The organism is Escherichia sp. E14S1 (genome assembly GCF_004211995.1).
GTDB lineage: Bacteria > Pseudomonadota > Gammaproteobacteria > Enterobacterales > Enterobacteriaceae > Escherichia.
This window is the reverse complement of sequence record NZ_RHJQ01000010.1, coordinates 263,420-289,088: the sequence shown is the minus strand read 5'-3', so window position 1 is coordinate 289,088 and position 25,669 is coordinate 263,420. Positions and strand designations below refer to the sequence as shown.

Below are 25,669 nucleotides of genomic sequence, written 5' to 3'. Positions count from 1 at the left end.
GAGAGACTTAACTCTCGCGCCCTGTTGCTTAATTAGTCGAAAATGCGCACAAGACCAGTGACTTTGTTCGCCTTGTTGGTCACCAATAACGTCGAGACGCGGTGTTTTTGCATCTTTTCTTTCGCTTCGATGATCATGGTTTCTTCTGGCAACGTCAGCGGTTCACGCGTCATCATCTGCGCCGCCGTGGCGGATGTCAGAGAATCTTCTTTTTCCATAAAGCGACGCAGGTCACCGTCGGTGATAATGCCCGCCAGCTCGCCTTCTGCGTCTTCTACCATCACCATTCCCTGGCAACCGCTGGTGATACGTTGAATCACCGTTTTAAAGGGCGCATCCAGATGAACCGAAGGGACATCATGCTGCATGACATCCGCAACGCGGGTCAGCAGGCGACGGCCTAATGAACCGCCCGGGTGATAGCGTGCAAAATCATTCGGCATAAATTTGCGTTGGTGGATCATGGCAATCGCCAACGCATCGCCGATCGCCATGGTCAGCGTGGTAGACGTTGTTGGTGCAAGATTATTCGGGCAGGTTTCATTCGCCATGTGGAGTTCCAGCACGGCATCGGCATTTTTCGCCAGCGTGGAATTTCCATTATTGGTAATGGCGATAATTCGGTTGCCGAAATTCTTCAGTGACGGGACGAGCTTCAGGATTTCGTCTGTTTCACCGCTGGCAGAAATAAGGATCAGAAGATCGTAAGGCGTAATCATGCCCAGATCGCCATGGAAAGCTTCTGCGGGATGAATAAAGAAACTCGGCGTACCCGTAGAGGCCAGAGTCGCAGACATTTTTCGACCAACATGCCCTGATTTACCCATTCCCGAAAGAATAACGTGTCCTTTACAATTAATTATCAATTCAAGAGCACGCTGGTACTGAGTGGAATCCAACTGTTTGGACAAGTTTTGTAATGCAGCACCTTGTTCTGCCAGAGTCTGGCAAACCGAGGTAATTAAATATGGATCGATAGTACTGCTCTGGTCATCAGGTAAATGTCTTTCAGACATATCAACTCCTTTGCTCGGAAATAATGCCATAGTCACAACAAACCCGAACCAACAATAAATTATTGATATTAAATCAATTGGTTATAACAAAGTGTTTTAATGAATATAAAACTATGGTCAGCCCATGTGCTTATGTAGGGCTTATCACCTTCTTATTAAGTCGCAATGTCTCGTGGAAGTGCGAAGATGCTGCAATATTACAGGCGAGAAGGGGGAACCAAATTTTGCCCACCTATTTAACACACCCCTACATTATGAACAAGGAATTTAGGATTTTTATCAATCATTAAAATGTTTCGCGATTAACTATTAAGGCGAAAAACAATTTAGCGATTGATTATTTGCTTATAAAAAAAAGAACGTATGTCACTGTTATCAATAAATAAAACACGTCAGTAATGGCGATGATATTTTGTGATTAACTATTTAAGTTGAATATAATAAACAGGTTGACAATCCCCCTGTAAAGCAGAAGAGAATAACAAATTTTTTGCGGTGAATATTGACTAGCATGATAGTTTTGCGCTTGATTATTTATGGCGATAAATATGTTTTTAAATCAAACAGGGGCGCATTTATCACCGTATATATTTTCCGTGGAAACTATTATTAAATTAAAAAATAATGATGGGGATTATCATTCGCTAACCAATAACTGTGCACACTGATAAGGAAGTGCCTCGCATGAAGGCACTTCCAACAACCAACGAGCCCACTCTGGATTCAGAGTGGTTTGTTAATCGCGTCATAAAGATGGTTCAACGTTGTTAAGCGCTTTCTGTATATTTCTCTCAGGCAGGGTTTGTCACTGCCACAACGGCGTCGTTCTGTCAGCCACTGTGCCTGTGATTCTTTTAGTTCCCCGGCGGCACCCATTGCGTAAAGCCCATGGAGAAATTTATATTTAACGCTCATCTCCACATCCATGTCATTGAGGGTACGAGATGCACAAATCGCTTTTTCATCCGCACTGCGGGCCAGTCGACAGTCAAAACTGGCTGCCGTGACAGAGAAAGCAGGCAACGTAATGATGAGAAATGCCGTAAGTATATTTTTCACTGGTTGGCTCCTTCAGATCGAATAACTGGCCCTGGAGCCATGGTCAGGGCTCTGTTTCTCGTCAGCCTGAATCCTGTTGCTTCCCCGGTTTTTACTGACAGTTGGCATTCGAAGTGAAACGGCGTCCAGCTAATCCCCCTACGGTACTGGCCATTGCCTGTCAGTAGTGCAGGTGAGAGCAGTCGCTGCATATTATGTTTTCCCTGATCGAAAATAACCTTATCTACGTCGGGGTACTGCTTCTGCAGCTCTTTTAGTGCGAGCGGTCGGCAAATAAATTCGGCTACGCGCTGAGCTTCAGTCCAGTTGTTATTAACAAAATTACGGTCATTCGTCCCTTTTACCTCACGATTGATAACACTATTCAGATGTTTTACCTGGACAGAGTTCAATGTGACGTTCGTTGCAAATGCAAATCCGGTATACATACAGGATATCGCAGTAATAACAACCAAATACTTACTAATCCGAAATACTCCATTACGCATAAGTACCTACTTTTACTGTGCAATTACAATGTCTATGTGAATATAAGTGGTGAAAATAAATAATTTGCTGCGCTGCATCAATGTTTATGCTTAATCAGAGTATTCCTGAAGAGGCTTTTGGATGCAAAAATGCAAAATTCCGATTGTCTTAAATAAAAATATTAATAAGTAAACCTTCTTTCTACGGTATTTAACCTAATAGAAACTGGTTTGACTTTAAGCTGGAGCGTGCAAAGAGAAAATGCCAGTGCACGGTGAATATTCACGGTTTACTTTAGTGATAGGTTTTATATACAAACGAATTACTTCGATATTACATCGCAAAAACACTCAGGGCTGCCGCCTGAGGACCATGAAGAATGTTGTTATATAATAAGTCAACATTTCGCACTTTGTACAATCTGGGTTAGGGTATAAAAAATAATGTAGTTACGTAATGAAAATATAATTCAGAACATGTATAGAGTCGTTTTTAATTGCTTGATATGTCTGAAGTTATTTTTGTTTTTTGGCAGATTTCTTATTGTTTTTTATACTCAATTTATTGATCTATATTGTTTTTTTGAAATTGATATTGCCCTAGTATCTGGTTAAGGAAATATTGTTATTAATTTGACTTTAACTGAATTACGTGAGGGAACTATGAGTGACAGCTTCCAGCGGGAGATCCCGAAGGCCCGTATTAATCTAAAATTAGAACTGCATACAGGTGGCGCAAGCAAAAAAATGGAATTACCCCTTAAGTTACTTATTGCGGGTGATTTTAGTAATGGTCAGGAATCCGCGCCATTATCAGAACGTAAAAAAGTTAATCTTAACAAAAATAACTTTGATGCAGTCCTTTTTGATTATTCGCCAAAAGTAAATCTTATCGTTAAAAATACGCTTGCTGATGACGATAGCGAAGACAGCATCAAACTGACATTCCGCAGTATAAAGGATTTCTCCCCGGAACAAGTCTCCCGACAAATACCGCAGCTGAAGGCTATGCTTTCCATGCGTAATTTACTTCGTGATTTAAAAGCAAATCTTCTGGATAACCAGGCTTTCCGCAAAGAACTGGAAAATATTCTGCTGGACCCGGCATTAAGCGCAGAACTCAGAGCCGAACTCTCAGCCCTGGCCCCAAAACAGCCATAACGATCATGACGATTTAACGGATTAATAAGGAATATGTTGATGTCTGTAAATAATGAGAATGCCACTGCTGGCGAGAGTGTGGTCCTTGAACGTCCTGTGGCAAGTGGAGTTTATGCGTCCCTGTTTGAAAAAATTAATCTGAGCCCAGTCTCAGAGTTGAGTGCACTGGATATTTGGCAGGATGCACAGGCGATGTCGGATGCGACCGCGGATGAACGTTTAACGGCCGGGATGCAAGTGTTCCTAGAATGTCTGACTAAATCCGGCTCTAAAGTTGAAAAGCTCGACAAAAATTTGATTGACCACCATATCGCTGAACTGGATTACCAGATAAGTCGTCAACTTGATGCAGTTATGCATCATGAGGCCTTTCAGGCGGTAGAAAGCCTGTGGCGGGGCGTGAAATCGTTGGTTGATAAAACCGATTTCCGCCAGAACGTGAAAGTTGAACTGCTGGATATCTCTAAAGAAGACCTGCGCCAGGATTTTGAAGATAGCCCGGAAATTATCCAGAGTGGTTTGTACAAACACACATACATCGATGAGTATGACACTCCGGGCGGCGAGCCGATTGCCGCGCTGATTTCCTCTTACGAGTTTGATGCTTCTGCGCAGGACGTGGCGCTGATGCGTAATTTGTCAAAAGTGTCTGCTGCGGCACATATGCCCTTTATCGGTTCTGCGGGGCCGAAATTTTTCCTGAAAGAGTCAATGGAAGAGGTCGCGGCCATCAAAGATATTGGTAACTACTTTGATCGCGCCGAGTACATTAAATGGAAAAGTTTCAGGGATACGGATGACTCCAGATACATGGGGCTGGTCATGCCTCGCGTGCTGGGCCGTTTGCCGTATGGCCCGGACACAGTACCGGTACGTAGTTTTAACTATGTTGAAGAAGTAAAAGGCCCGGATCACGATAAATACCTGTGGACCAATGCCTCCTTCGCTTTTGCGGCCAACATGGTGAAAAGCTTCATCAACAACGGCTGGTGCGTGCAAATCCGTGGCCCACAGGCCGGTGGTGCAGTGCAGGACTTGCCCATTCATCTGTATGATCTCGGCACGGGTAATCAGGTAAAAATTCCGTCAGAGGTGATGATCCCGGAAACCCGCGAATTTGAGTTCGCAAATCTTGGATTTATTCCCCTGTCGTACTACAAAAACCGCGATTATGCCTGTTTCTTCTCGGCGAACTCCACGCAAAAACCTGCGCTCTACGACACTGCTGATGCCACTGCAAATAGCCGCATCAATGCGCGTTTGCCGTACATCTTCCTGCTGTCGCGAATCGCTCATTACCTGAAGCTGATTCAACGGGAAAACATTGGTACAACCAAGGATCGTCGTCTGCTGGAACTGGAGCTTAATACCTGGGTTCGTGGTCTTGTGACAGAAATGACCGATCCGGGCGATGACTTGCAGGCTTCTCACCCGCTGCGTGACGCGAAAGTGCTGGTGGAAGATATCGGGGATAACCCAGGCTTCTTCCGCGTGAAACTCTTTGCTATCCCCCACTTCCAGGTGGAAGGGATGGACATCAACCTATCACTGGTTTCCCAGATGCCAAAAGCCAAGTCGTAAGGCGAGGGGAAATCAAGGATGAAAATTTTTCGCCCACTTTGGGAGGACGGGGCTGCGCTGGCCCCGCAACAGTTCCAGCAGCAGGCCCGCTGGAATGCGCACGTTGCCGATACCGTTGCAAGGATGGGGATTTCCCATCCCTGGGGCGTGGTGAATGCTGAATTTGACACCGCCGCCCTGGCGCTGTCACGGCTAAATGCTACCCGTCTGGTGGTACGTTTCCAGGATGGCACGATTGTTGATACCGACCTGGCGGATAATCTTCCTCCGGTTTGTGATTTATCCGTCGCAATGTCGGCGACCACCTTGCCTTATACCACCATCTTACTGACACACCGGCAGAACCTAAACTCCAGGCCCAACAGCGTCTGCGCGCTGATGGTGCACTGCTGGATGACTGGCATCGTCGCGGTGAGCCTGTGCGTTATCGCCTCGGACTGTATCAGGGACTGCGTCTTGTACCTGTTATTGAAGCCGTCATGGATGACCTGGCACCACCGTCGTTCTCTTCACCTGTTATCCAAAAAATCGTCCCGGGGCAGAAGATTATCCGCCTCGACAGTATGTCGCTATTTGATTCCGGCAAATCGGTGCTGAAGGCCGGGGCCACCAAAATGTTGGTTAATTCACTGGTGGGAGTCAGAGCAAAACCGGGCTGGTTGATTGTGGTCGCTGGCCACACGGATAACACCGGGAACGCACAACTAAACCAGACGCTTTTTCAGAAACGTGCCGAAGCGGTGCGCGTCTGGATGCATGAAACCGGTGACGTACCGGAAAGCTGTTTTGCGGTACAGGGCTATGGCGAAAGCCGTCCGGTCGCAACCAATGACACCCCAGAGGGCCGTGCGCTCAACCGGCGTGTCGAAATCAGTCTGGTACCGCAGGCTAATGCCTGTCAGATACCTGGACACACCCTGGCGTCATCGCAGGATGATGGCGCATCACAACATAATGGAGAGTAATTCCATGGCAATACCTGTTTATCTTTGGCTGAAGGACGATGGCGGCGCGGACATCAAAGGGTCTGTGGACGTTCAGGATCGTGAAGGCAGCATCGAAGTCGTGGCTCAGGAACACAACCTGTACATCCCGACTGATAACAACACAGGCAAACTGACCGGCACCCGTATCCATACCCCGTTCCTGTTCACCAAGGAAATCGACTCCTCCAGCCCGTACTTGTACAAGGCAGTGACCACCGGTCAGACCCTCAAGTCTGCCGAATTCAAGTGGTACAAAATCAACGACGCAGGCCAGGAAGTGGAGTACTTCAACACCAAACTTGAGAACGTGAAAGTGGTGAAGGTGAATCCTGAAATGTATGACATCAAGGATCCTTCTAAAGAGAAGCACAACCACCTTGAGCGCATTGAACTGCGTTACGAAAAAATCACCTGGACCTACAAAGACGGCAACATCATTCATTCCGATTCCTGGAACGAACGCGCCACCGCCTAAGCCACGAGCGGACAGAGTTTCTCTGTCCGTTTTTTGTTTTTGCTGAACGTCTGAAGCCAACGGGCTTTCAGCAAAAACTCCACAATCTGTCAGCACGACCGTATGCGCTTTGGTCTTCCTCACGGAAAACAGCGAGGGGCGGTAGTGTGTTCAGAAACCGACAAAGAGAGATATTCATGGAAAATCCAGCCATTTTGCTGCGACGTCTGAATCCTTATTGCGCCCGTGCGATGGAAGGCGCGGCTTCACTCTGTCAGATTCGCGCGCATGCGGAAATTTTGCCAGAGCACTGGCTGCTGAAACTTCTTGAGCAGGGCGAGGGGGATCTCACCGTGCTGGCACGCCGCTACGAGTGGGACATGGACACTCTCTGGCAAGATTTGCTTGCCTGGCTCGACAAACAACCGCACTCGGTGCGCCATCGCCCGCAGCTTTCAGAAAATATCCAGGTATTGATGCAACAAGCCTGGCTGATTGCCTCACTGGCGGGAGAAGAACAGATTCGAAGTCACCACCTGCTGATGGTGATGGTGGCTAACCAGAAGCTGGTGCGCTGCGATGGTCTGTGGCCATTGCTGACTCTGGGACAGAGCCAGTTAGAGTGCCTGCGCCCGCTACTGGATGCTCAGTCAGACGAGCGTGCGCAAGTACAGCAGGAAGCCGAAATTACGGGGAGCCATGGTGGGGACGTGGAGTTTATCGGGCGTCCAGTAGGGAGTGAGATGAAAGATGGGGAACTGAGTCCGGCGCTGCAGAATGCGCTGGATAAATTCACCCATGACGTCACCGCCCAGGCGCGTGAAGGTAAAATTGATCCGGTATTTGGCCGCGATAGTGAAATCCGCCAGATGGTGGACATTCTTTCTCGTCGCCGAAAAAATAACCCAATCCTGGTCGGTGAGCCAGGTGTCGGGAAAACCGCACTGGTTGAAGGTCTGGCGCTCAGAATCTCTGACGGTAATGTCCCTGAATCCCTCAAACCGGTGGTGCTACGCACTCTTGACCTCGGGCTGCTGCAGGCGGGGGCGGGAGTGAAGGGGGAATTTGAGCAGCGCCTGAAAAACGTGATTAATGCTGTACAGCAGTCTCCGGTACCTATCTTGCTGTTTATCGATGAGGCCCATACCATCATCGGCGCAGGTAACCAGGCTGGTGGTGCTGATGCTGCCAATCTGCTGAAACCAGCCCTTGCGCGCGGTGAGTTACGTACCATCGCCGCGACGACCTGGTCTGAGTATAAACAATACTTTGAGCGCGATGCCGCACTCGAACGCCGCTTCCAGATGGTGAAAGTTGACGAGCCGGACGACGACACGGCTTGTCTGATGTTGCGTGGCCTGAAATCCCGTTATGCCGAACATCATAATGTGCACATCACTGATGATGCGGTGTGCGCTGCCGTTACGTTATCCCGACGTTATCTGACAGGCCGTCAACTCCCGGACAAAGCCGTTGACCTGCTCGACACTGCAAGCGCTCGCGTGCGTATGAGTCTCGACACCGTACCCGAACAGTTGACCCGTATCCGTTCCCGGATTACCTCTCTTAAAATGGAGAGACAAGCTCTACAGGAAGACATTACCGTCGGTAATCAAAACCACGGTGAACGCTTGACGGCAATTGAACAGGAAGAGAAAAACGTCATCGTTGAACTCCACGAACTTGAAACCCAGTACGGCCAGGAACTGAAACTTACTGAACAACTACGGGAATGCCGCCAGGACATTTCCCGTCAGAGCGAAACGCATGCCCTGCAACAGGAGCTGAACGGTTTACAGCAGGGCAATCCGTTGTTGTCGGTGGATGTGGATGTACGCACTGTTGCAACAGTGATTGCCGACTGGACCGGCGTGCCGCTTTCTTCGCTGATGAAAGACGAACAGACTGAACTGCTTACCCTGGAAAATGAAATCGGTAAACGTGTAGTCGGTCAGAATATTGCGCTTGAAGCCATCGCCCGGCGCCTGCGCGCCGCTAAAACTGGCCTCACCTCTGAGAACGGTCCACAGGGTGTATTCCTGCTGGTTGGTCCAAGCGGTGTAGGAAAAACTGAAACCGCGCTGGCGCTGGCGGATGTGCTGTACGGTGGCGAAAAATCGCTGATTACCATTAACCTGTCGGAATACCAGGAGCCACACACAGTTTCCCAGCTGAAAGGTTCTCCACCTGGTTACATCGGCTACGGCCAGGGCGGCATCCTTACCGAAGCCGTACGTAAGCGTCCGTACAGTGTGGTGCTGCTCGATGAAGTCGAAAAAGCGCACCGTGACGTGATGAATCTCTTCTATCAGGTATTCGATCGTGGTTTTATGCGCGACGGCGAAGGGCGAGAAATTGACTTCCGCAATACCGTTATTTTGATGACCTCCAACCTTGGTAGCGACCACCTGATGCAGTTGCTGGACGAACAACCGGAAGCCACCGAGGCAGACCTGCACGAACTGCTGCGCCCGATACTGCGCGACCACTTCCAGCCCGCGCTGCTCGCCCGTTTCCAGACCGTGATTTACCGTCCGCTGGCAGAAGCAGCCATGCACACGATTGTGGAGATGAAACTCTCCCAGGTCAGCCAGCGCTTACAGCGCCACTACGGCCTGACCACGCTGATTGACGAAAGTCTGTACGACGCGCTGACCGCAGCCTGCCTGTTACCGGACACCGGGGCGCGCAATGTCGACAGCTTACTCAACCAACAAATTCTGCCGGTGCTGAGTCAGCAATTGCTGACTCATATGGCGGCGAAACAAAAGCCAGCGTCGTTGACGCTGGGGTGGAATGATGAAGAAGGGGTTGTGCTGGAGTTTAAATATGACTGAAGGAACCTTATGAGTCTGACAGATACCATCTTCAGCACGGCGAAAGTGGTAGTGACAGACCCGGTCGCCAGCACGAACCGTGATGCGGTGGAGGTCAATTGATGAGCACGTTAAATGCCCTGGTTAGCGCCTGTCAGACAGAGCCGACGACACTCCTTGACGCTACCCGTGAGCGAGTGGTGCAGTGGAGCAATTGGCTGCAGCCGTTACCCGGAGAGTCATCAGTGGGGGATGACCCAGGTTATGACGATGGCTTCCAGCAAATGCGCGAGGAGGTCAACAAACTTTCCGGGGCGGATACTGAGCTTATCTGCCAGTTGGCGGAGAAAGTGCTCACCACCACCGCTAAAGACATTCGTGTGGCGACGTATTACTGCTGGGCCAGGTTGCATCGTGAAGGCGAGCAGGGGCTGGCAGAGGGACTCGAACTGCTGGCGGGTCTGATAGACCGTTTCGGTGCGCAACTGCATCCACAGCGCAACCGCAGCCGTAAGGCAGCACTGGAGTGGCTGGCAGGTTCACGCATGACGGATTCTCTTTCACTGTATCCGGAAGTGGTCAGGGAAGATGCGCTGCGCACCATCGGTGCGCTGCTGCTGATAGCGCAGCTCACCGAAAATGAGCCGGATGAAACCCGCCCAGAACTTAACGCGCTGTATGGTGCGCTGGAAAACCGCCTGCAGAAAGCGGGCGGTGTGGATGCAGTTGTACCGCAGAACGCCAGCACTACTGAGACACTTTCCACTGCGAGTCACAGCGATGCTCCAGCTATCGGGAGAATCACTTCCGGTCAGGATTTGCTGGCGCAGGCGCGCACACTCAGCGAATACCTGCGCGAACAGCCCGACGGTTGGTTGTCGGCGCACCATCTGATGAAAAGTCTGCGTCACGATACCCTGCAGGCTATTCCGGCTCCAGACGCACAGGGGCGAACTCGCATCGAACCCCCAAGAGCAGACCAGCGAGCGCTGCTCAAACGTCTGTACCTGCAGCAAAACTGGGCTGAAATTCTGGAAACGGCAGACAGTACCTTTTCCCGCGGTGCTAACCACCTGTGGCTGGATCTGCAATGGTATATCCACCAGGCGCTGACGAAGTCCGGTAAGGAGATAGTGGCTGACATTATTGCCGCTGATCTGAAGGGGCTACTGACTCGACTATCCGGGCTGGAGACGCTGGCATTCAGTGACGGTACGCCGTTTGCTGATGAAGTGACGCTTAACTGGATCCAGCAGAGCGTACTGGATACTACTGCTGGGTGGGGCAATGAAACGCCTTCCGCCCGTATGGCCGAAGTGAACGACGACATTCTGGCGCTGGAGTCGGAAGCCGTGGCGCTGGCGGACAGCGAAAGCCCGGATGCGGCACTGAGCTGGTTACAGCATCGACCAGGCATCGCCACTGCGCGGCAGCAGTGGCTGCTGCGCCTGCTAATGGGGCGTATTGCAGAACAGTACGGAAAAAATGAGCTCGCGGTGCACCTGTTTGCAGAGCTGGGTGAGCGTGCCACAGAAGTGGCCCTTAGCGACTGGGAACCCGAGCTGCTGTTTGAGGTACAGGCCCGTCATCTGAAACTCCTCAGACTGAAAGCCAGTCGCAGTGAGGCTGACAAGATTCGCCTCGGGCCTGCTATGGAAAAATTGCTAGGCGGGCTGATTCAGCTCGATCCGGCGCGGGCCGCGGTGTTATGTGGTTAGAGAAAGTTATTGGCTGGATAAAAGGAGGATGAATAAGTGTGGCTCATAATTTATAGCAAGGTACTTTCTCACATTTTTTATCTGGTCAGTCATTCAGAAAAATAACTACTGAATTTGAGATTTTAAATGAGGAGATAAAACCTATGTCTCTGACTACTCGCGAAGTGGTGAGATAACTTCCACTTTTGGGGAAGAAAACATTGTTTCCTATATTTTGAGTAACTATTTTATGGAAAATTTAACCCCGCGTTATTACGACGCAGAAATGCGCTACCTGCGTGAAGCCTCGAAAGAGTTTGCACACAATCATCCGGACCGGGCAGCGATGTTAGACCTGGATAAGGTCGGCACTCCGGATCAGGTGAATAACACCTGGCGGATCGTGTTGAGTCGTGACGACCTTGACCCGGATTCAGCCAGAATCATTGAAGCAGGGAGTGAACGGTTGACTCTGAAGGCGTTGAAAGATGAATGACACTCCGCGTCCGTCGCTATATGAAACCCTGTTTGGGAATTTTACCGGAGGTCTGGATCTGAATCAGGTTAGCGAGCAGAACCAGATAATCCTCTCAGTACTGGACAATATGCAGCGCATTCTTAACAGTCGTGCCGGCACGCTGGCACATCTGCCGGACTATGGTCTACCGGATATGACCAAAATTCTCCAGGGAATGCCGGGGACGGCGCATGAAATGATGGGGACGTTATCTACCGTACTGCTCAAATATGAGCCGCGTCTGAAAAAAATAACCGTTGTTCTGCTGGAACAGGCAGTCCCTGGCGAGCTGTGCTATGCCATTGACGCTGAACTCAAAGATGTTGGTCTGGTGCGTTATGGCACTGAATTTATGCCTGAAGGGCGAGTCCTGTTGAGACACCTGAAACAGCAGTATCTCGACACGGCAGCTCGTATTTAAGGTCTGGTTTTAGCGTTTCTCCCTAACCCCGTCAGTATCTGCTACGCCCTGAATATGCAGAACACCAAGCTGCATAAACAATCATCTTCTATAACCGCAAGTACGTCAGATGGATAACTGGTCATGAATGACATTACCCCACGTAGAATTAAAACCGGCGGTGACCCGCGAAGGCTACCGGATTATGCCGCTTTGTGTGATGAACTCAATAAGCTAACGCATCCGGCACGTCCGGATGTGAACTGGCGTTATGCTGAAAAACTGTGTCTCTCACTGTTTGAGCAAAATGGTGTTGAGCTGCAGACTGCGGCCTGGTATACGCTGGCCCGTACGCAGCTGGCCGGATTGTTTGGTCTGAATGAAGGGTTGGCAATACTGGAGGCTCTGATAAGCCATCAGTGGGGCGTGCTTTGGCCACAGCCTGTCCATGTTCGGATTGAGATCCTCAGTAATCTGAGCCAGCGTTTGCAACAACGGATGCGCTCACTCCCGCTGAAATACAGCGACCTTAGCCAACTCTATCGGGCAGAGCAACTGCTTACCCGTTTGGGGGCAGTTTTACAGCGCCTGGAACTCAGACATCTCAGTCAGCTGGATACATTGCGTACCCTGATACATAACAACGCTGTCAGGCTGGAGAACAGCGATGACACAATCTGTACAGGGGCGACAATTCAGTCGGGTATCGTTTCGCATGCTCCGGTCATGAATGACGTGGGTATAACAACAGGTTCCCATACTGGTCGTTCGTTTGAAGATATCCGGGCGCCAGACAGTGCAGTGCAATGGGTGTACGTTACACAGCCGAACGTGGAGGTACTGCCGGCAATACCTGAGCCAGTAAAAAAATGGAAATCTTTTGTCGGTGGGATGTGTACCATGCTGGTGATAGGTGCAGCAACGCTATGGACGTGGCAGTTTTTGCATCGGCCGGACCCGTTACAAACCCAGTTTACTGCCTCTCTGGCACCGTTACCCGCAGTACTCACGCCTGAACAATTGGATTTATTGCGTCAGCAATCTCCGTTGCCACAAGCTTTAATTACGCAAACACAACAGCAGCTTACGCTTCTGGACAAGCTACCGCCGGACTGGCTCATAACCCGGGAAAGGCAGCTTGTCGAACAGGCCCAGGTGATATGGCCGGAGCGCGCAAAGCCCCTGATACAGCAGTGGCAGCAACAATTTAATGTCGCTGCGTTGCCGACAGAAAATTTGAATGGCTGGCATCAGGGAATGGTTACGCTACAGAAACTGAGTGAACGACTGAACGGACTGGATGAGCATAAGGGGAAATACATGACGGTCAGTGAGCTGAAGTCAGTGGTGTTTTCAACGATACAGTCTTTTAATCAATCCATACCGGCTGAAGAGCAACTGCGGATACTGGAACAGTCGTCGGCAGGACAACCACTTCCTCCTGCCGCAGGGGCTGAGGCAGAGATGCATCTGAAACAGCTCATCGCCAGATATGCCGACATTAGACAGAATGCTTTGAAATTAAAAGGCGTTAACGATTACGAATGACCTGTAGCAACGATCTGAAATTTACCGTAGCCAGAAAAAGAAAAAGCCCCGCTTTGCAGCGAGGCCTTATAAATTTGGTGCCCGGACTCGGAATCGAACCAAGGACACGGGGATTTTCAATCCCCTGCTCTACCGACTGAGCTATCCGGGCAACGGGGCGCATTAAACCTGATTCGCCTCGTCTCGTCAATCAAATTTCTTCAATTTACGGCAGACTGCACAATCTATCATCAGTTTGCCGTTATCGCTCGAAATGTCAGGCAAACCAGGTGGTCCAGGCGGCGGAAAGCGGCATTGCCAGAAGGAGGGCAGGAAGCATATTGACCACCGGAAACATTTTTATGCCGCAGATGCGTAAGCCGGTTGCCAGCAGCAATAAACCACCTACGGCGCTGAAGTCCGCCATCATCGACGGTGTGGTCAGCGGTAATATCAGCGCAGCAGCCCACGCCAGCGTTAACTGGATGATGAGCAATGGAATACTAATCACCGATACCGCAATGCCAAGTGAACAGGCGAAGATCATCGCTGTAAAGAAATCAAGAAATGACTTGGCGATTAAAATACTCGGATCGCCTGTCATCCCTTCATTCATCGCGCCGAAGATCCCGGTGCCGCTGGCACAAAACAGGACAATAATTGCGACAAAATTCTGAATAAAAGATTCATGCGCAGATTTCTTGCTCGAGTGACGAAACAGATTCTGCGCTTTAGCGACCGCAGTGTTGACGCCTTTTTCCAGCAGACAAATTTCGCCGATTAATGCCCCGAGTAGCGTAGCTAAAACCATCGCCGGAAGGTTGGCACATTTCACGACCAGTAAAATACCAATTCCCAGCGACGCCAGGCCAAAAATGGACGTCATAGAGACGCGGATGTGTTCCGGTAAGCGTTGGCTAAGCAGTGCGCCGAGGGCGCCACCCAGTAATACTGCACTTGCGTTGATAAAAGGGCCGATGACCACAATAGTTCCTGTTAATTGTGTTGTTTGATGTTTTTATTATGAACTTTTTGCCCCGTCGATTGCTTGTCTGGTCGCAAAGTCCTGGCTTGCACGCGTTAGCGAAAAGTGCCATGATTGCGCGAATTTTCTCCTTCCTGTACGGAGCTTGCCTGATGCACGCCGCCTCCTTACATTCTTTCGCTTATCGCCGTTTCGCGCGAAATGTCTCCTGTTCTGTGACGCTGCTTTTTATGCGGTGACGTTAACGTATGCTCACTGCAGGGCAACAGTAAAATCAGAGCGTTTCTGCTTTTACTGATGTCTGGCGGTCGGAGCTGGTGACCAGTTTGACCCACATCTCATGGGGCAGGGGGGTCCACCTTGCCCGGTATTTTTACTTCCCCGAAACGGGTTTTGCGCTTATGAAATCAATGAGTATTGCCGCCAGTGGTGAACTGGTTTCCCGACTTTCTACCCATCGCCGCGTGGTGGCGCTGGAAGATACTGATTTTACGGACGTCGCGGCAGTCGTCATTACCGCTGCGGATAGTCGTAGCGGCATTCTTGCGTTACTTAAGCGCACCGGTTTTCATCTGCCGGTGTTTTTGTATTCTGAAGATGCGGTTGAATTGCCCGCGGGCGTTACGGCTATCATCAACGGCAATGAGCAGCAGTGGCTGGAGCTGGAATCCGCAGCCTGTCAGTATGAAGAGAATTTGCTGCCGCCATTTTATGACACGCTGACCCAGTACGTTGAGATGGGCAATAGCACCTTTGCTTGTCCTGGGCATCAACATGGTGCGTTCTTTAAAAAGCATCCTGCCGGACGCCATTTTTACGATTTCTTTGGCGAGAACGTCTTTCGCGCAGATATGTGTAACGCTGACGTAAAACTGGGCGATTTGCTTATTCATGAAGGTTCCGCAAAGGATGCACAGAAATTCGCTGCCAAAGTCTTTCATGCCGATAAAACCTATTTTGTGCTGAACGGCACATCGGCGGCGAATAAGGTTGTGACGAATGCACTGTTAACGCGTGGTGATCTGGTGCTCTTCGACCGTAACAACCATAAGTCGAATCATCACGGTGCGCTGATTCAGGCGGGGGCGACGCCGGTCTATCTGGAAGCCTCACGCAACCCATTCGGGTTTATCGGCGGGATTGATGCGCACTGTTTTAATGAAGAGTATCTGCGCCAGCAAATTCGCGACGTTGCGCCAGAAAAAGCCGAACTGCCGCGCCCGTTCCGCCTGGCGATTATTCAGCTGGGAACCTATGACGGCACTATCTACAACGCCCGCCAGGTGATCGATACCATTGGGCATCTGTGTGATTACATTCTGTTTGATTCTGCATGGGTAGGGTACGAGCAGTTTATCCCGATGATGGCGGATTGCTCACCGTTGCTGTTAGAACTTAACGAAAACGATCCGGGGATCTTTGTGACCCAGTCGGTGCACAAACAGCAGGCGGGATTCTCGCAGACGTCGCAGATCCATAAAAAAGATAACCATATCCGCCGACAGGCGTGTTTTTGCCCGCATAAACGGTTGAACAATGCTTTTATGCTGCACGCCTCTACCAGCCCGTTTTACCCGCTGTTTGCTGCGCTGGATATTAACGCCAAAATTCATGAAGGGGAGAGTGGGCGTCGGCTGTGGGCTGAGTGTGTTGAGATAGGGATTGAAGCGCGGAAAGCGATTCTTGCGCGCTGTAAGCTGTTCCGCCCGTTTATACCGCCAGTTGTTGATGGCAAATTGTGGCAGGATTATCCGACGTCAGTGTTAGCCAGCGACCGCCGTTTTTTCAGTTTTGAGCCGGGGGCGAAGTGGCACGGCTTTGAAGGATATGCTGCGGATCAGTATTTTGTTGATCCCTGCAAGCTGTTACTCACTACGCCGGGTATCGATGCCGAAACCGGCGAATATAGCGATTTTGGCGTTCCAGCGACGATTCTGGCGCACTATCTGCGTGAGAACGGCATTGTGCCGGAGAAGTGCGATCTCAACTCCATTCTGTTCTTATTAACTCCGGCGGAAAGCCACGAGAAGCTGGCACAGTTGGTGGCGATGCTGGTGCAGTTTGAACAGCATATTGAAGATGACTCGCCGCTGTCTGAAGTCTTGCCGAGCGTTTATAACAAATATCCGGTGCGCTATCGCGACTACACCCTGCGCCAGTTGTGTCAGGAGATGCACGATCTGTATGTCAGTTTCGACGTCAAAGACCTACAAAAAGCGATGTTCCGCCAGCAGAGCTTCCCGCCAGTGGTGATGAATCCCCAGGACGCGCATAGCGCTTATATTCGTGGTGAAGTGGAGTTGGTGCGCATTCGTGATGCCGAAGGGCGAATTGCGGCGGAAGGCGCGCTGCCGTATCCACCTGGCGTGCTTTGCGTGGTGCCTGGAGAAATGTGGGGCGGAGCGGTCCAGCGTTATTTCCTTGCGCTGGAAGAAGGCGTGAATTTGCTGCCGGGATTTTCGCCGGAGCTACAAGGTGTCTATAGCGAAACCGATGCGGATGGAATGAAACGGTTATACGGTTATGTGTTGAAGTAAGAATAAAAAACGGGGCACCTTCTGGCGCCCCGTTTTTCTTTGCGTAATTAGTGGTTAACAGTTTGTGTACCGGCAGGGACACGAACGTGTTTGTATTTAAACATCGCCATGAATGCGAAGGCCAGAATCACGGAGTAACCTGCGAAAATCAGCCATACGGTCTGCCAGTCGGTAATGCCGTTTTGGGTGTACATCTCAACCACTTTACCGCTCACGATGCCACCGAGGATACAGCCGAAGCCGTTGGTCATCATCAGGAACATCCCTTGCGCACTGGCGCGAATCGCCGGGCTAACTTCTTTTTCGACAAACACCGAACCAGAGATGTTGAAGAAGTCGAACGCACAGCCGTAAACAATCATCGACAGAACCAGCAGTACGGTGCCGAACGGAGTCGGGTCGCCGTAAGCAAACAGCGCAAAACGCAGGATCCACGCCACGATACTGATCATCATTACGTTCTTAATGCCGTAGCGGCTTAAGAAGAACGGGATGGTCAGAATGAACAGGGTTTCAGAGATTTGCGAAATCGACATGATGATTGACGCATGCTGCACGATGAAGCTGCTGGCGAACATCGGATCTTTGTCGAAGCTGTGCAGGAAGGTATTACCGAACATGTTGGTAATCTGCAGTTCCGCGCCCAGCAGCATCGAGAAGATGAAGAAAATCGCCATACGCTTGTTTTTAAACAGCGCGAATGCATCGAGGCCGAGCAGCGTCGTCCAGCTCTGATTAGCTTGCTGTTTAGCAACCGGAATATACGGCAGCGTAAAGGTGAACAGCACCAGAACGGCGGAGAGTGCTGCGCCAATATATAGCTGCATGTGGCTCAATTCAAAGCCAGACAGGCTCACAACCCACATCGCCATGATAAAGCCGATGGTGCCCCAGATACGGATTGGCGGGAAATCAGTCACGATATCCATTCCGGCATTTTGCAGGCGATAGTAGGAGATGGTGTTGATTAACCCAAGCGTTGGCATATAAGCAAACGAGTTAATCAATATCACGAGGAACATCGCCTCCGGAGTGGTAACTTGTGCCGCCATGAAGAGGGTGATTGCGCCGATGGTGTGACAAATAGCATACACCCATTTCGCACTTAACCATTTGTCGGCCACAATGCCCAGCAAAGCAGGCATAAAGACCGCAGCGATACCCAGTGAGCTATAAACAGCGCCAATGGAAGCACCGTCGAACTTCAGGGTAACGAACATATATGAGCCGAGGGTCGTCAGCCAACTTCCCCACAGACAGAACTGCAGAAAAGAGAGGATTTTCAGCTGCAGCTTAAGATTCATGTTAATTTCCTCACATCGTGATGCGGATGAGTGTTTTAAAAAGCACATTTGACCGTGCAAGATGATGCGATTCTATCAACTTCACTGACTGTTTTTTTGTTATCCGTAGCAAATAATTGCAAATAAACTCAATTTGCAAGGCAAAATTGTGATGCGTATAACACTTTGTCTCGGAGTATTGTCAGAGGCAAAGATGAAATTATCGGCGGCGGTAAGATTTCTGGGCCATGTTCACTTTATAAAGATAGCGACGAGATTCCGCAGACGGATGGCGGGTTGTCAGCGTCTGATAAACATCGCCCGGCGTCATAGTATTTATAATAGCGGCAGCCTGAATTTTATCGTTCGAGAAGACGCGTAATACGCTGCCTGCACCACCGTTATAGGCGGTGATGACGGCATAACGCCGCGACGTTGGGTTATCAATTCCGCCGAGATAAACATTATTCAGCATCGCCAGATACGCGGTGCCGGTATCAATATTGCTGGCAGGATCAAACAAGAAACTGCGGCTCGGCGTGCCGGATTTCCCCTGTGAGCGGAACACATCTTTCCCGGCAGTATGTTGTACCACCTGCATTAATCCCAGCGCATCGGAACGGCTGACCGCATACGGGTTAAAGGAAGATTCGGTCTGCATAATCGCCAGAATCAGCGACTCATCAACGCCATATTTCCGTGATGCCTGGCGGACCATGCCGAGATATTTGTGCGCACGTTTATCAAGGTGGTTCGGCACCATGTTAATGGTGACGCTGTAGATGATACGCAGCCCGTTGCTGCGGCTTTTGAGGCGGTTTTTCAGCAGATAATCCGCGAAGTTACTCGCACGGCCTTCCCAGCGAATCGGCTGCCCGGTGTTATCCACCACCTGACCGTAAAGGAAAGGTTCTTTCGAAATCGTAATATCATCAACGTCGGAATAGAGATCGACCGAACTCGGATCGTCGCCCATCAATAATGTTTTGATGATTGCCCGGCGCAAATGCGCAGCAGGTTCTGTCCCGGCGATGGTTTCGATAGTAATCGTGCCGTCATCAAAGTTGATGTGGCTGCGGGTCTGATATTGATCGGTGTATTTCACGTAGTCCTTAGGACCGGCGATCACCACCTCTTTGAATCCCCAAATGTTCTCAATATTGTGGGCAAATTGCCCCATCAGAATATCAAAACCGTTGGTATCTTTGACCCAGGCTTCATTATAGGTATCGCCTTTTTTGGTCGTCGAACAGGAGATGAGCAACGGCGCAATCAAAGCCAGCGCGAGATATTTTTTCATCATACCGGGTGCGTGTTGTGTTTGTATTTATGCAAGTTGCCGGAGGCGTGCTCCGGCACTGTTTTTATTTTTTATCTTCCGGCGTATAGCCCTCGATATGCACCTCTTTACCTTCGAACAGGAAGTTAACCATCTCCTGCTCCAGCAGCTTGCGGTGCTCGGCATTCATCATGTTGAGTTTCTTTTCATTAATCAGCATGGTTTGTTTGTGCTGCCACTGCGCCCAGGCTTCTTTGGAGATCTCGTTATAGATGCGTTTTCCCAGTTCGCCGGGGTACAGCTGAAAATCCTGACCTTCTGCTTCACGTTGCAGGAAAGTACAAAAAATCGTTCTGCTCATAAATCATCCTCTTTATCGACTCACGCGCTAAACCGGCGCGCCAGTGCGTAACTGCTGTAACAAACGCTCCACGGGAGCCGCCAGGCCAACTGACGGCGGTTGCGCTAAGTTATACCAGAGCGCATTGCCTTCATCCATGCAGCCGGTGAATGACGACACGGGAAGCCACATAGGCACAATATCTAAGTGGAAATGGCTGAAGGTATGACGAAACGCGGTCAGTTGCGTCAGGTTATCGGCAGCAATCTGCCGTTGTGCCAGCCATTGCCGCAAACTTTCTTCGTCGGCAAACTGTGGGAAACAGTATAAACCGCCCCACAATCCGCTCGGCGGACGCTGCGCCAGCAATACTTCATCTTCGTGCTGTAACAGCAGAAAGTAGCCGGTGCGCTCCGGCAGCGTCTGTTTCGGCTTTTTGCCCGGATAAAGCGACCAGCTATTATTGGCGGCGGCAATACAACCGTTTTGCAGCGGGCAGAGCGAGCATTTCGGCTTCGAACGCGTACAAATCATCGCACCTAAATCCATCATCGCCTGATTAAACCGCTCCACGCCAACCGCGGGCGTCACCTGCTCGCTCAAACTCCATAATTTATTCTCGACCTCTTTTTTCCCAGGCCAGCCGCTTACAGCATAGCAGCGCGCCAGCACGCGTTTGACGTTACCGTCGAGAATCGGAAAGTGCTTACCCAGAGAAAGTGAGAGAATCGCGCCAGCAGTGGAACGCCCGACGCCCGGTAACGCCGCGACTTCTTCAAAGGTTTCCGGGAAATTACCGCCGTGTAAGGTGGCAACTTGTTGTGCCGCTTTATGCAGATTGCGCGCGCGGGCGTAATAGCCAAGCCCGGTCCACAAGTGGAGAACTTCGTCGAGCGGCGCGTTGGCGAGATCGGTCACCGTCGGGAAGCGCGCCATAAAGCGTTCAAAATAGGGGATAACGGTCGCAACCTGAGTTTGTTGCAACATCACTTCTGAGAGCCATACTTTGTAGGGCGTCTTGTCAATTTGCCAGGGCAGCGTTTTCCGCCCGTATTTATCGTACCAGTCCAGAACCTGGGCTGAAAATTGCGACGCTTGCATGGTCACCGAATTCACTGTTGTTGGGGGCAAGATTGCAGCACAGCCGCGGCGGGGTGTAAACCGGAACTTTCCGCAGCCACGGCCTTATCATGCTTGCATCCGGCAACTAACTTTGGATAATGCCCGTTTTCAGAACACTTTCACAAGCGACTAAATCTTTATGAAAAACGACGTCATCTCACCGGAATTTGATGAAAACGGCCGCCCACTGCGCCGTATCCGTAGTTTTGTGCGCCGCCAGGGGCGACTGACCAAAGGCCAGGAACATGCGCTGGAAAACTACTGGCCGGTGATGGGCGTTGAATTCAGCGAAGATATGCTGGATTTCCCTGCGCTGTTTGGCCGTGAAGCGCCGGTGACGCTTGAGATTGGTTTTGGCATGGGGGCGTCGCTGGTGGCAATGGCTAAAGATCGCCCTGAGCAGGACTTCCTCGGCATTGAAGTGCATTCACCGGGCGTTGGGGCTTGCCTGGCTTCCGCGCATGAAGAGGGCTTAAGCAACCTGCGCGTGATGTGTCACGACGCGGTCGAAGTGCTGCATAAAATGATTCCTGACAATTCATTGCGCATGGTGCAACTCTTTTTCCCTGACCCGTGGCACAAAGCGCGCCATAATAAACGCCGTATCGTTCAGGTGCCGTTTGCTGAACTGGTAAAAAGCAAACTGCAGCTGGGTGGCGTATTCCATATGGCGACCGACTGGGAACCTTATGCGGAACATATGCTCGAAGTGATGTCTTCTATTGACGGTTATAAAAACCTATCAGAGAGCAATGATTACGTACCGCGTCCGGCATCACGTCCGGTGACGAAATTTGAACAACGTGGTCATCGTCTTGGTCACGGAGTATGGGACTTAATGTTCGAGAGGGTGAAATAATGGCAAAGAACCGTAGCCGTCGTCTGCGTAAAAAAATGCACATCGACGAATTCCAGGAATTAGGATTTTCGGTGGCATGGCGATTCCCGGAAGGTACATCGGAAGAGCAGATTGATAAAACCGTTGATGACTTTATTAACGAGGTTATCGAACCGAACAAACTGGCCTTTGACGGCAGCGGTTATCTGGCCTGGGAAGGTCTGATCTGCATGCAGGAAATCGGCAAATGCACCGAAGAACATCAGGCGATTGTGCGTAAGTGGCTGGAAGAGCGCAAACTGGATGAGGTTCGCACCAGCGAACTTTTCGACGTTTGGTGGGACTAATAAAGCATACGGGCGATGACAAATGCAAAACTGCCTGATGCGCTACGCTTATCAGGCCTACAAAGATGCACGATCGAGTAGGCCGGATAAAGCATTTACGCCGCATCCGGCATGGACAACGTGTACTTTGTTATCAATCTGGGGCCAGCAAATGCTGGCCTGATTTGTTCTTGAGGGAAGACTATGATGCGCAAAATGCTGCTGGCGGCAGCACTTTCAGTGACGGCAATGACCGCTCACGCCGACTACCAGTGCAGCGTCACGCCGCGTGACGATGTGATTGTCAGCCCGCAAACCGTGCAGGTGAAGGGCGAAAACGGCAATCTGGTGATCACGCCAGACGGCAATGTGATGTACAACGGCAAGCAATATTCACTGAACGCCGCCCAGCGCGAGCAGGCGAAGGATTATCAGGCCGAACTGCGCAGCACGCTGCCGTGGATTGATGAAGGTGCGAAAAGCCGCGTAGAGAAAGCACGCGTTGCGCTGGATAAAATTATCGTTCAGGAGATGGGCGAAAGCAGCAAAATGCGCAGCCGTCTGACCAAACTTGATGCGCAGCTGAAAGAGCAGATGAATCGCATTATCGAAACGCGCAGCGATGGCCTGACGTTTCACTATAAAGCCATTGATCAGGTTCGCGCCGAAGGTCAGCAGTTAGTGAATCAGGCGATGGGCGGAATTTTGCAGGACAGCATTAACGAAATGGGCGCGAAAGCGGTGCTGAAAAGCGGCGGCAACCCGTTACAGAATGTGCTGGGAAGCCTGGGGGGACTGCAATCCTCAATCCAGACCGAGTGGAAAAAACAGGAAAAAGATTTCCAGCAATTTGGCAAAGATGTTTGTAGCCGTGTTGTGACTCTGGAAGACAGCCGTAAAGCTCTGGTCGGAAATTTGAAATAATCCTCTAGTTTAAGACGGCATAATGCTTTTTTATGCCGTTTAATTCTTCATTTTGTTACCTGCCTCTAACTTTATAGATCTCCAAAATCTATTCACAAAGTAAATTGTTTAACGTCAAATTTCCTATACAAAGCTAAGGGATAATACGTAGCGTTCACGTAACTGGAGGAATGAAATGGAGTTTTTCAAAAAGACGGCACTTGCCGCACTGGTTATGGGTTTTAGTGGTGCAGCATTGGCATTACCCAATATCACCATTTTAGCGACTGGCGGGACGATTGCCGGTGGTGGTGACTCTGCAACCAAATCTAACTACACAGCGGGTAAAGTTGGCGTAGAAAATCTGGTCAATGCGGTGCCGCAACTGAAGGACATTGCGAACGTTAAAGGCGAGCAGGTCGTTAATATCGGCTCCCAGGACATGAACGATAATGTCTGGCTGACACTGGCGAAAAAAATTAACACTGACTGCGATAAGACTGACGGCTTCGTTATTACCCACGGTACCGACACGATGGAAGAGACTGCTTACTTCCTCGATCTGACGGTGAAATGCGACAAACCGGTGGTGATGGTCGGCGCAATGCGCCCATCCACCTCCATGAGCGCAGACGGTCCATTCAACCTGTATAACGCGGTAGTGACCGCCGCTGATAAAGCCTCCGCCAATCGTGGCGTGCTGGTAGTGATGAACGACACCGTACTGGACGGTCGCGATGTCACCAAAACCAACACCACCGACGTAGCGACCTTCAAGTCTGTTAACTACGGCCCTCTGGGTTACATTCACAACGGTAAGATTGACTATCAGCGTACCCCGGCACGTAAGCACACCAGCGACACGCCGTTCGATGTCTCTAAGCTGAATGAACTGCCGAAAGTCGGCATTGTTTATAACTACGCTAACGCATCCGATCTTCCGGCTAAAGCCCTGGTAGATGCGGGCTATGATGGCATCGTGAGCGCTGGTGTGGGTAACGGCAACCTGTATAAATCCGTGTTTGACACTCTGGCAACCGCCGCGAAAAACGGCACTGCGGTAGTGCGTTCTTCCCGCGTACCGACGGGCGCTACCACTCAGGATGCCGAAGTGGATGATGCGAAATATGGTTTCGTTGCCTCCGGCACGCTGAACCCGCAAAAAGCGCGCGTTCTGCTGCAACTGGCTCTGACGCAAACCAAAGATCCGCAACAGATCCAGCAGATCTTCAATCAGTATTAATCACCTCGCCCCGGTATCGTGCCGGGGCTTTTTCACTTCAGACTCACGTCCATTGCCAATTTTCATTACCCTAATGATAATCACCGGAATAAATTATTCCGTGCGAGGGTTTTCGGGTGAAAAAGCAATGGATTGTTGGTACGGCGCTGCTTATGTTGATGACTGGTAATGTCAGGGCAGATGGCGAATCGCCAACTGAAAATATCTTAAAAGATCAATTCAAAAAGCAGTATCACGGCATTCTCAAGCTTGATGCCATCACCTTAAAAAATCTTGATGCTAAGGGTAATCAGGCCACCTGGTCAGCGGAAGGCGATGTCTCTTCCAGTGACGATCTCTATACCTGGGTCGGTCAGTTGACAGATTATGAACTGCTGGAACAGACCTGGACGAAAGATAAACCAGTAAAATTCTCGGCGATGTTAACCAGTAAAGGAACACCCGCGTCTGGCTGGACGGTGAACTTTTACTCTTTTCAGGCGGCAGCCAGCGATAGTGGGCGGGCGGTCGACGATATCAAAACGAATAATAAATATCTGATCGTAAATAGCGAAGATTTCAATTATCGCTTTAGTCAGCTTGAATCAGCGTTGAATACCCAGAAGAACTCGATTCCTGCGCTGGAAAAGGATGCAAAAGAGCTTGATAAGCAAATGGTGGCGGCGAAGAAAGCAGCAGATGCATATTGGGGAAAAGATGCAAATGGCAAGCAAATGACCCGCGAAGACGCCTTTAAAAAAATTCACCAACAGCGTGATGAGTTTAATAAACAGAATGATAGCGAGGCGTTCGCGGTTAAATATGACAAAGAGGTTTATCAACCGGCGATTGCGGCATGTCATAAACAGAGTGAAGAGTGTTATGAAGTGCCGATTCAGCAGAAGCGAGATTTTGATATCAACGAACAACGGCGACAGACTTTTCTGCAATCACAAAAACTTAGCCGTAAATTGCAGGATGACTGGATAACGCTCGAGAAAGGGCAATATCCATTAACGATGAAGGTTTCAGAAATAAATAGTAAAAAAGTCGCGATTTTGATGAAAATTGACGATATCAACCAGGCTAATGAACGCTGGAAAAAAGATACCGAACAACTGCGGCGCAATGGGGTGATTAAGTAATTTTTGCG

The 25,669-nt window shown here is 50.2% G+C and carries 22 protein-coding genes, 1 tRNA gene and 2 pseudogenes; 16 read left to right on the top strand and 9 right to left on the bottom strand.

The genetic code is table 11. The annotated features are described in order from the left end of the window. Window positions 1–32: 32 nt before the first annotated feature. The 3 genes from D9734_RS12950 to D9734_RS12940 form a co-directional block, all read right to left on the bottom strand. Entirely contained in the window at window positions 33–1,016 is a 984-nt protein-coding gene (locus tag D9734_RS12950; protein WP_130207947.1) for a KpsF/GutQ family sugar-phosphate isomerase, read from the bottom strand. A 723-nt stretch (window positions 1,017–1,739) separates the two neighbouring features. Next, entirely contained in the window at window positions 1,740–2,075 is a 336-nt protein-coding gene (locus D9734_RS12945) for a lysozyme inhibitor LprI family protein (protein ID WP_130207945.1), read from the bottom strand. Beyond that, a complete protein-coding gene (locus D9734_RS12940; RefSeq protein WP_130207943.1) occupies window positions 2,072–2,563 on the bottom strand; it encodes a hypothetical protein in 492 nt (163 codons plus the stop codon). The genes D9734_RS12945 and D9734_RS12940 overlap by 4 nt, the downstream gene beginning before the upstream one ends. A 642-nt stretch (window positions 2,564–3,205) precedes the next feature. On the opposite strand from D9734_RS12940, the gene tssB reads away from it, so the two are divergent. The 10 genes and pseudogenes from tssB (at window position 3,206) to D9734_RS12890 (ending at window position 13,702) form a co-directional block, all read left to right on the top strand. Then, entirely contained in the window at window positions 3,206–3,703 is a 498-nt protein-coding gene (gene tssB / locus D9734_RS12935; protein WP_130207941.1) for a type VI secretion system contractile sheath small subunit, read from the top strand. Window positions 3,704–3,736: 33 nt separating this feature from the next. Then, complete coding sequence (tssC, locus tag D9734_RS12930) at window positions 3,737–5,284, top strand: type VI secretion system contractile sheath large subunit (protein WP_130207939.1); 1,548 nt, start codon at window positions 3,737–3,739, stop codon at window positions 5,282–5,284. A gap of 18 nt (window positions 5,285–5,302) precedes the next feature. Beyond that, window positions 5,303–5,569: pseudogene (gene tssK, locus D9734_RS12925) on the top strand (type VI secretion system baseplate subunit TssK); the annotation flags it as partial. A gap of 2 nt (window positions 5,570–5,571) precedes the next feature. Further along, window positions 5,572–6,249 (top strand): annotated as a pseudogene (locus D9734_RS12920) (OmpA family protein); the annotation flags it as partial. 4 nt (window positions 6,250–6,253) lie between these two features. Beyond that, complete coding sequence (gene hcp, locus D9734_RS12915; protein ID WP_024558534.1) at window positions 6,254–6,745, top strand: type VI secretion system effector Hcp; 492 nt, start codon at window positions 6,254–6,256, stop codon at window positions 6,743–6,745. 176 nt (window positions 6,746–6,921) lie between these two features. Beyond that, window positions 6,922–9,561: a type VI secretion system ATPase TssH gene (gene tssH, locus D9734_RS12910; RefSeq protein ID WP_130207937.1), complete on the top strand. Its 2,640-nt coding sequence runs from the start codon at window positions 6,922–6,924 to the stop codon at window positions 9,559–9,561. 101 nt (window positions 9,562–9,662) lie between these two features. Then, on the top strand, window positions 9,663–11,258 hold the full coding sequence (tssA, locus tag D9734_RS12905) for a type VI secretion system protein TssA (protein ID WP_130207935.1): 1,596 nt from the start codon (window positions 9,663–9,665) through the stop codon (window positions 11,256–11,258). A 229-nt stretch (window positions 11,259–11,487) separates the two neighbouring features. Further along, window positions 11,488–11,733 (top strand): type VI secretion system baseplate subunit TssF, encoded by a 246-nt coding sequence (locus tag D9734_RS23735; RefSeq protein ID WP_130207933.1) that lies wholly within the window; start codon window positions 11,488–11,490, stop codon window positions 11,731–11,733. Next, on the top strand, window positions 11,726–12,175 hold the full coding sequence (tssE, locus tag D9734_RS12895; RefSeq protein ID WP_130207931.1) for a type VI secretion system baseplate subunit TssE: 450 nt from the start codon (window positions 11,726–11,728) through the stop codon (window positions 12,173–12,175). Before D9734_RS23735 ends, tssE begins: the two co-directional genes overlap by 8 nt. A gap of 123 nt (window positions 12,176–12,298) precedes the next feature. Further along, window positions 12,299–13,702 carry a VasL domain-containing protein gene (locus D9734_RS12890; RefSeq protein ID WP_130207929.1) on the top strand — a complete coding sequence of 468 codons (1,404 nt, stop codon included), beginning with the start codon at window positions 12,299–12,301 and terminating at the stop codon, window positions 13,700–13,702. A 75-nt stretch (window positions 13,703–13,777) separates the two neighbouring features. Here the strand turns inward: D9734_RS12890 and D9734_RS12885 are convergent. Together D9734_RS12885 and D9734_RS12880 are read right to left on the bottom strand one after the other, a co-directional pair. Beyond that, window positions 13,778–13,853, bottom strand: a tRNA-Phe gene (locus tag D9734_RS12885). A 105-nt stretch (window positions 13,854–13,958) separates the two neighbouring features. Beyond that, window positions 13,959–14,666: a DUF554 domain-containing protein gene (locus D9734_RS12880; protein ID WP_130207927.1), complete on the bottom strand. Its 708-nt coding sequence runs from the start codon at window positions 14,664–14,666 to the stop codon at window positions 13,959–13,961. A 401-nt stretch (window positions 14,667–15,067) separates the two neighbouring features. Here D9734_RS12880 and speC point away from each other — a divergent pair, with 401 nt between their 5' ends. Beyond that, entirely contained in the window at window positions 15,068–17,203 is a 2,136-nt protein-coding gene (gene speC, locus D9734_RS12875; RefSeq protein ID WP_130207925.1) for an ornithine decarboxylase, read from the top strand. A 47-nt stretch (window positions 17,204–17,250) separates the two neighbouring features. On the opposite strand, the gene nupG is transcribed toward speC, so the two are convergent. The 4 genes from nupG to mutY form a co-directional block, all read right to left on the bottom strand. Continuing rightward, window positions 17,251–18,507, bottom strand: coding sequence for a nucleoside permease NupG (gene nupG / locus D9734_RS12870; RefSeq protein ID WP_130207923.1), 1,257 nt, complete (start codon window positions 18,505–18,507; stop codon window positions 17,251–17,253). A 199-nt stretch (window positions 18,508–18,706) separates the two neighbouring features. After that, the gene (gene mltC, locus D9734_RS12865) at window positions 18,707–19,786 is read right to left on the bottom strand and encodes a membrane-bound lytic murein transglycosylase MltC (RefSeq protein WP_130208053.1); all 1,080 of its coding nucleotides are present in this window, start codon (window positions 19,784–19,786) and stop codon (window positions 18,707–18,709) included. 64 nt (window positions 19,787–19,850) lie between these two features. Then, entirely contained in the window at window positions 19,851–20,126 is a 276-nt protein-coding gene (locus D9734_RS12860; RefSeq protein ID WP_000091700.1) for an oxidative damage protection protein, read from the bottom strand. A gap of 27 nt (window positions 20,127–20,153) precedes the next feature. Next, window positions 20,154–21,206, bottom strand: a complete 1,053-nt coding sequence (gene mutY / locus D9734_RS12855; RefSeq protein WP_130207921.1) for an A/G-specific adenine glycosylase — start codon at window positions 21,204–21,206, stop codon at window positions 20,154–20,156. A gap of 160 nt (window positions 21,207–21,366) precedes the next feature. Here mutY and trmB point away from each other — a divergent pair, with 160 nt between their 5' ends. The 5 genes from trmB to D9734_RS12830 all read left to right on the top strand — a co-directional run bounded on the left by trmB (window position 21,367) and on the right by D9734_RS12830 (window position 25,661). Continuing rightward, complete coding sequence (trmB, locus tag D9734_RS12850) at window positions 21,367–22,086, top strand: tRNA (guanosine(46)-N7)-methyltransferase TrmB (protein ID WP_000786911.1); 720 nt, start codon at window positions 21,367–21,369, stop codon at window positions 22,084–22,086. Beyond that, a complete protein-coding gene (locus D9734_RS12845) occupies window positions 22,086–22,412 on the top strand; it encodes a YggL family protein (RefSeq protein ID WP_001107564.1) in 327 nt (108 codons plus the stop codon). Before trmB ends, D9734_RS12845 begins: the two co-directional genes overlap by 1 nt. Window positions 22,413–22,595: 183 nt before the next feature. Beyond that, complete coding sequence (locus D9734_RS12840; protein WP_000984799.1) at window positions 22,596–23,315, top strand: DUF2884 family protein; 720 nt, start codon at window positions 22,596–22,598, stop codon at window positions 23,313–23,315. A gap of 175 nt (window positions 23,316–23,490) precedes the next feature. Continuing rightward, window positions 23,491–24,537, top strand: coding sequence for an L-asparaginase 2 (gene ansB, locus D9734_RS12835; protein ID WP_000394125.1), 1,047 nt, complete (start codon window positions 23,491–23,493; stop codon window positions 24,535–24,537). A gap of 116 nt (window positions 24,538–24,653) precedes the next feature. After that, complete coding sequence (locus D9734_RS12830; RefSeq protein WP_130207919.1) at window positions 24,654–25,661, top strand: DUF1202 family protein; 1,008 nt, start codon at window positions 24,654–24,656, stop codon at window positions 25,659–25,661. Window positions 25,662–25,669 lie beyond the last annotated feature (8 nt).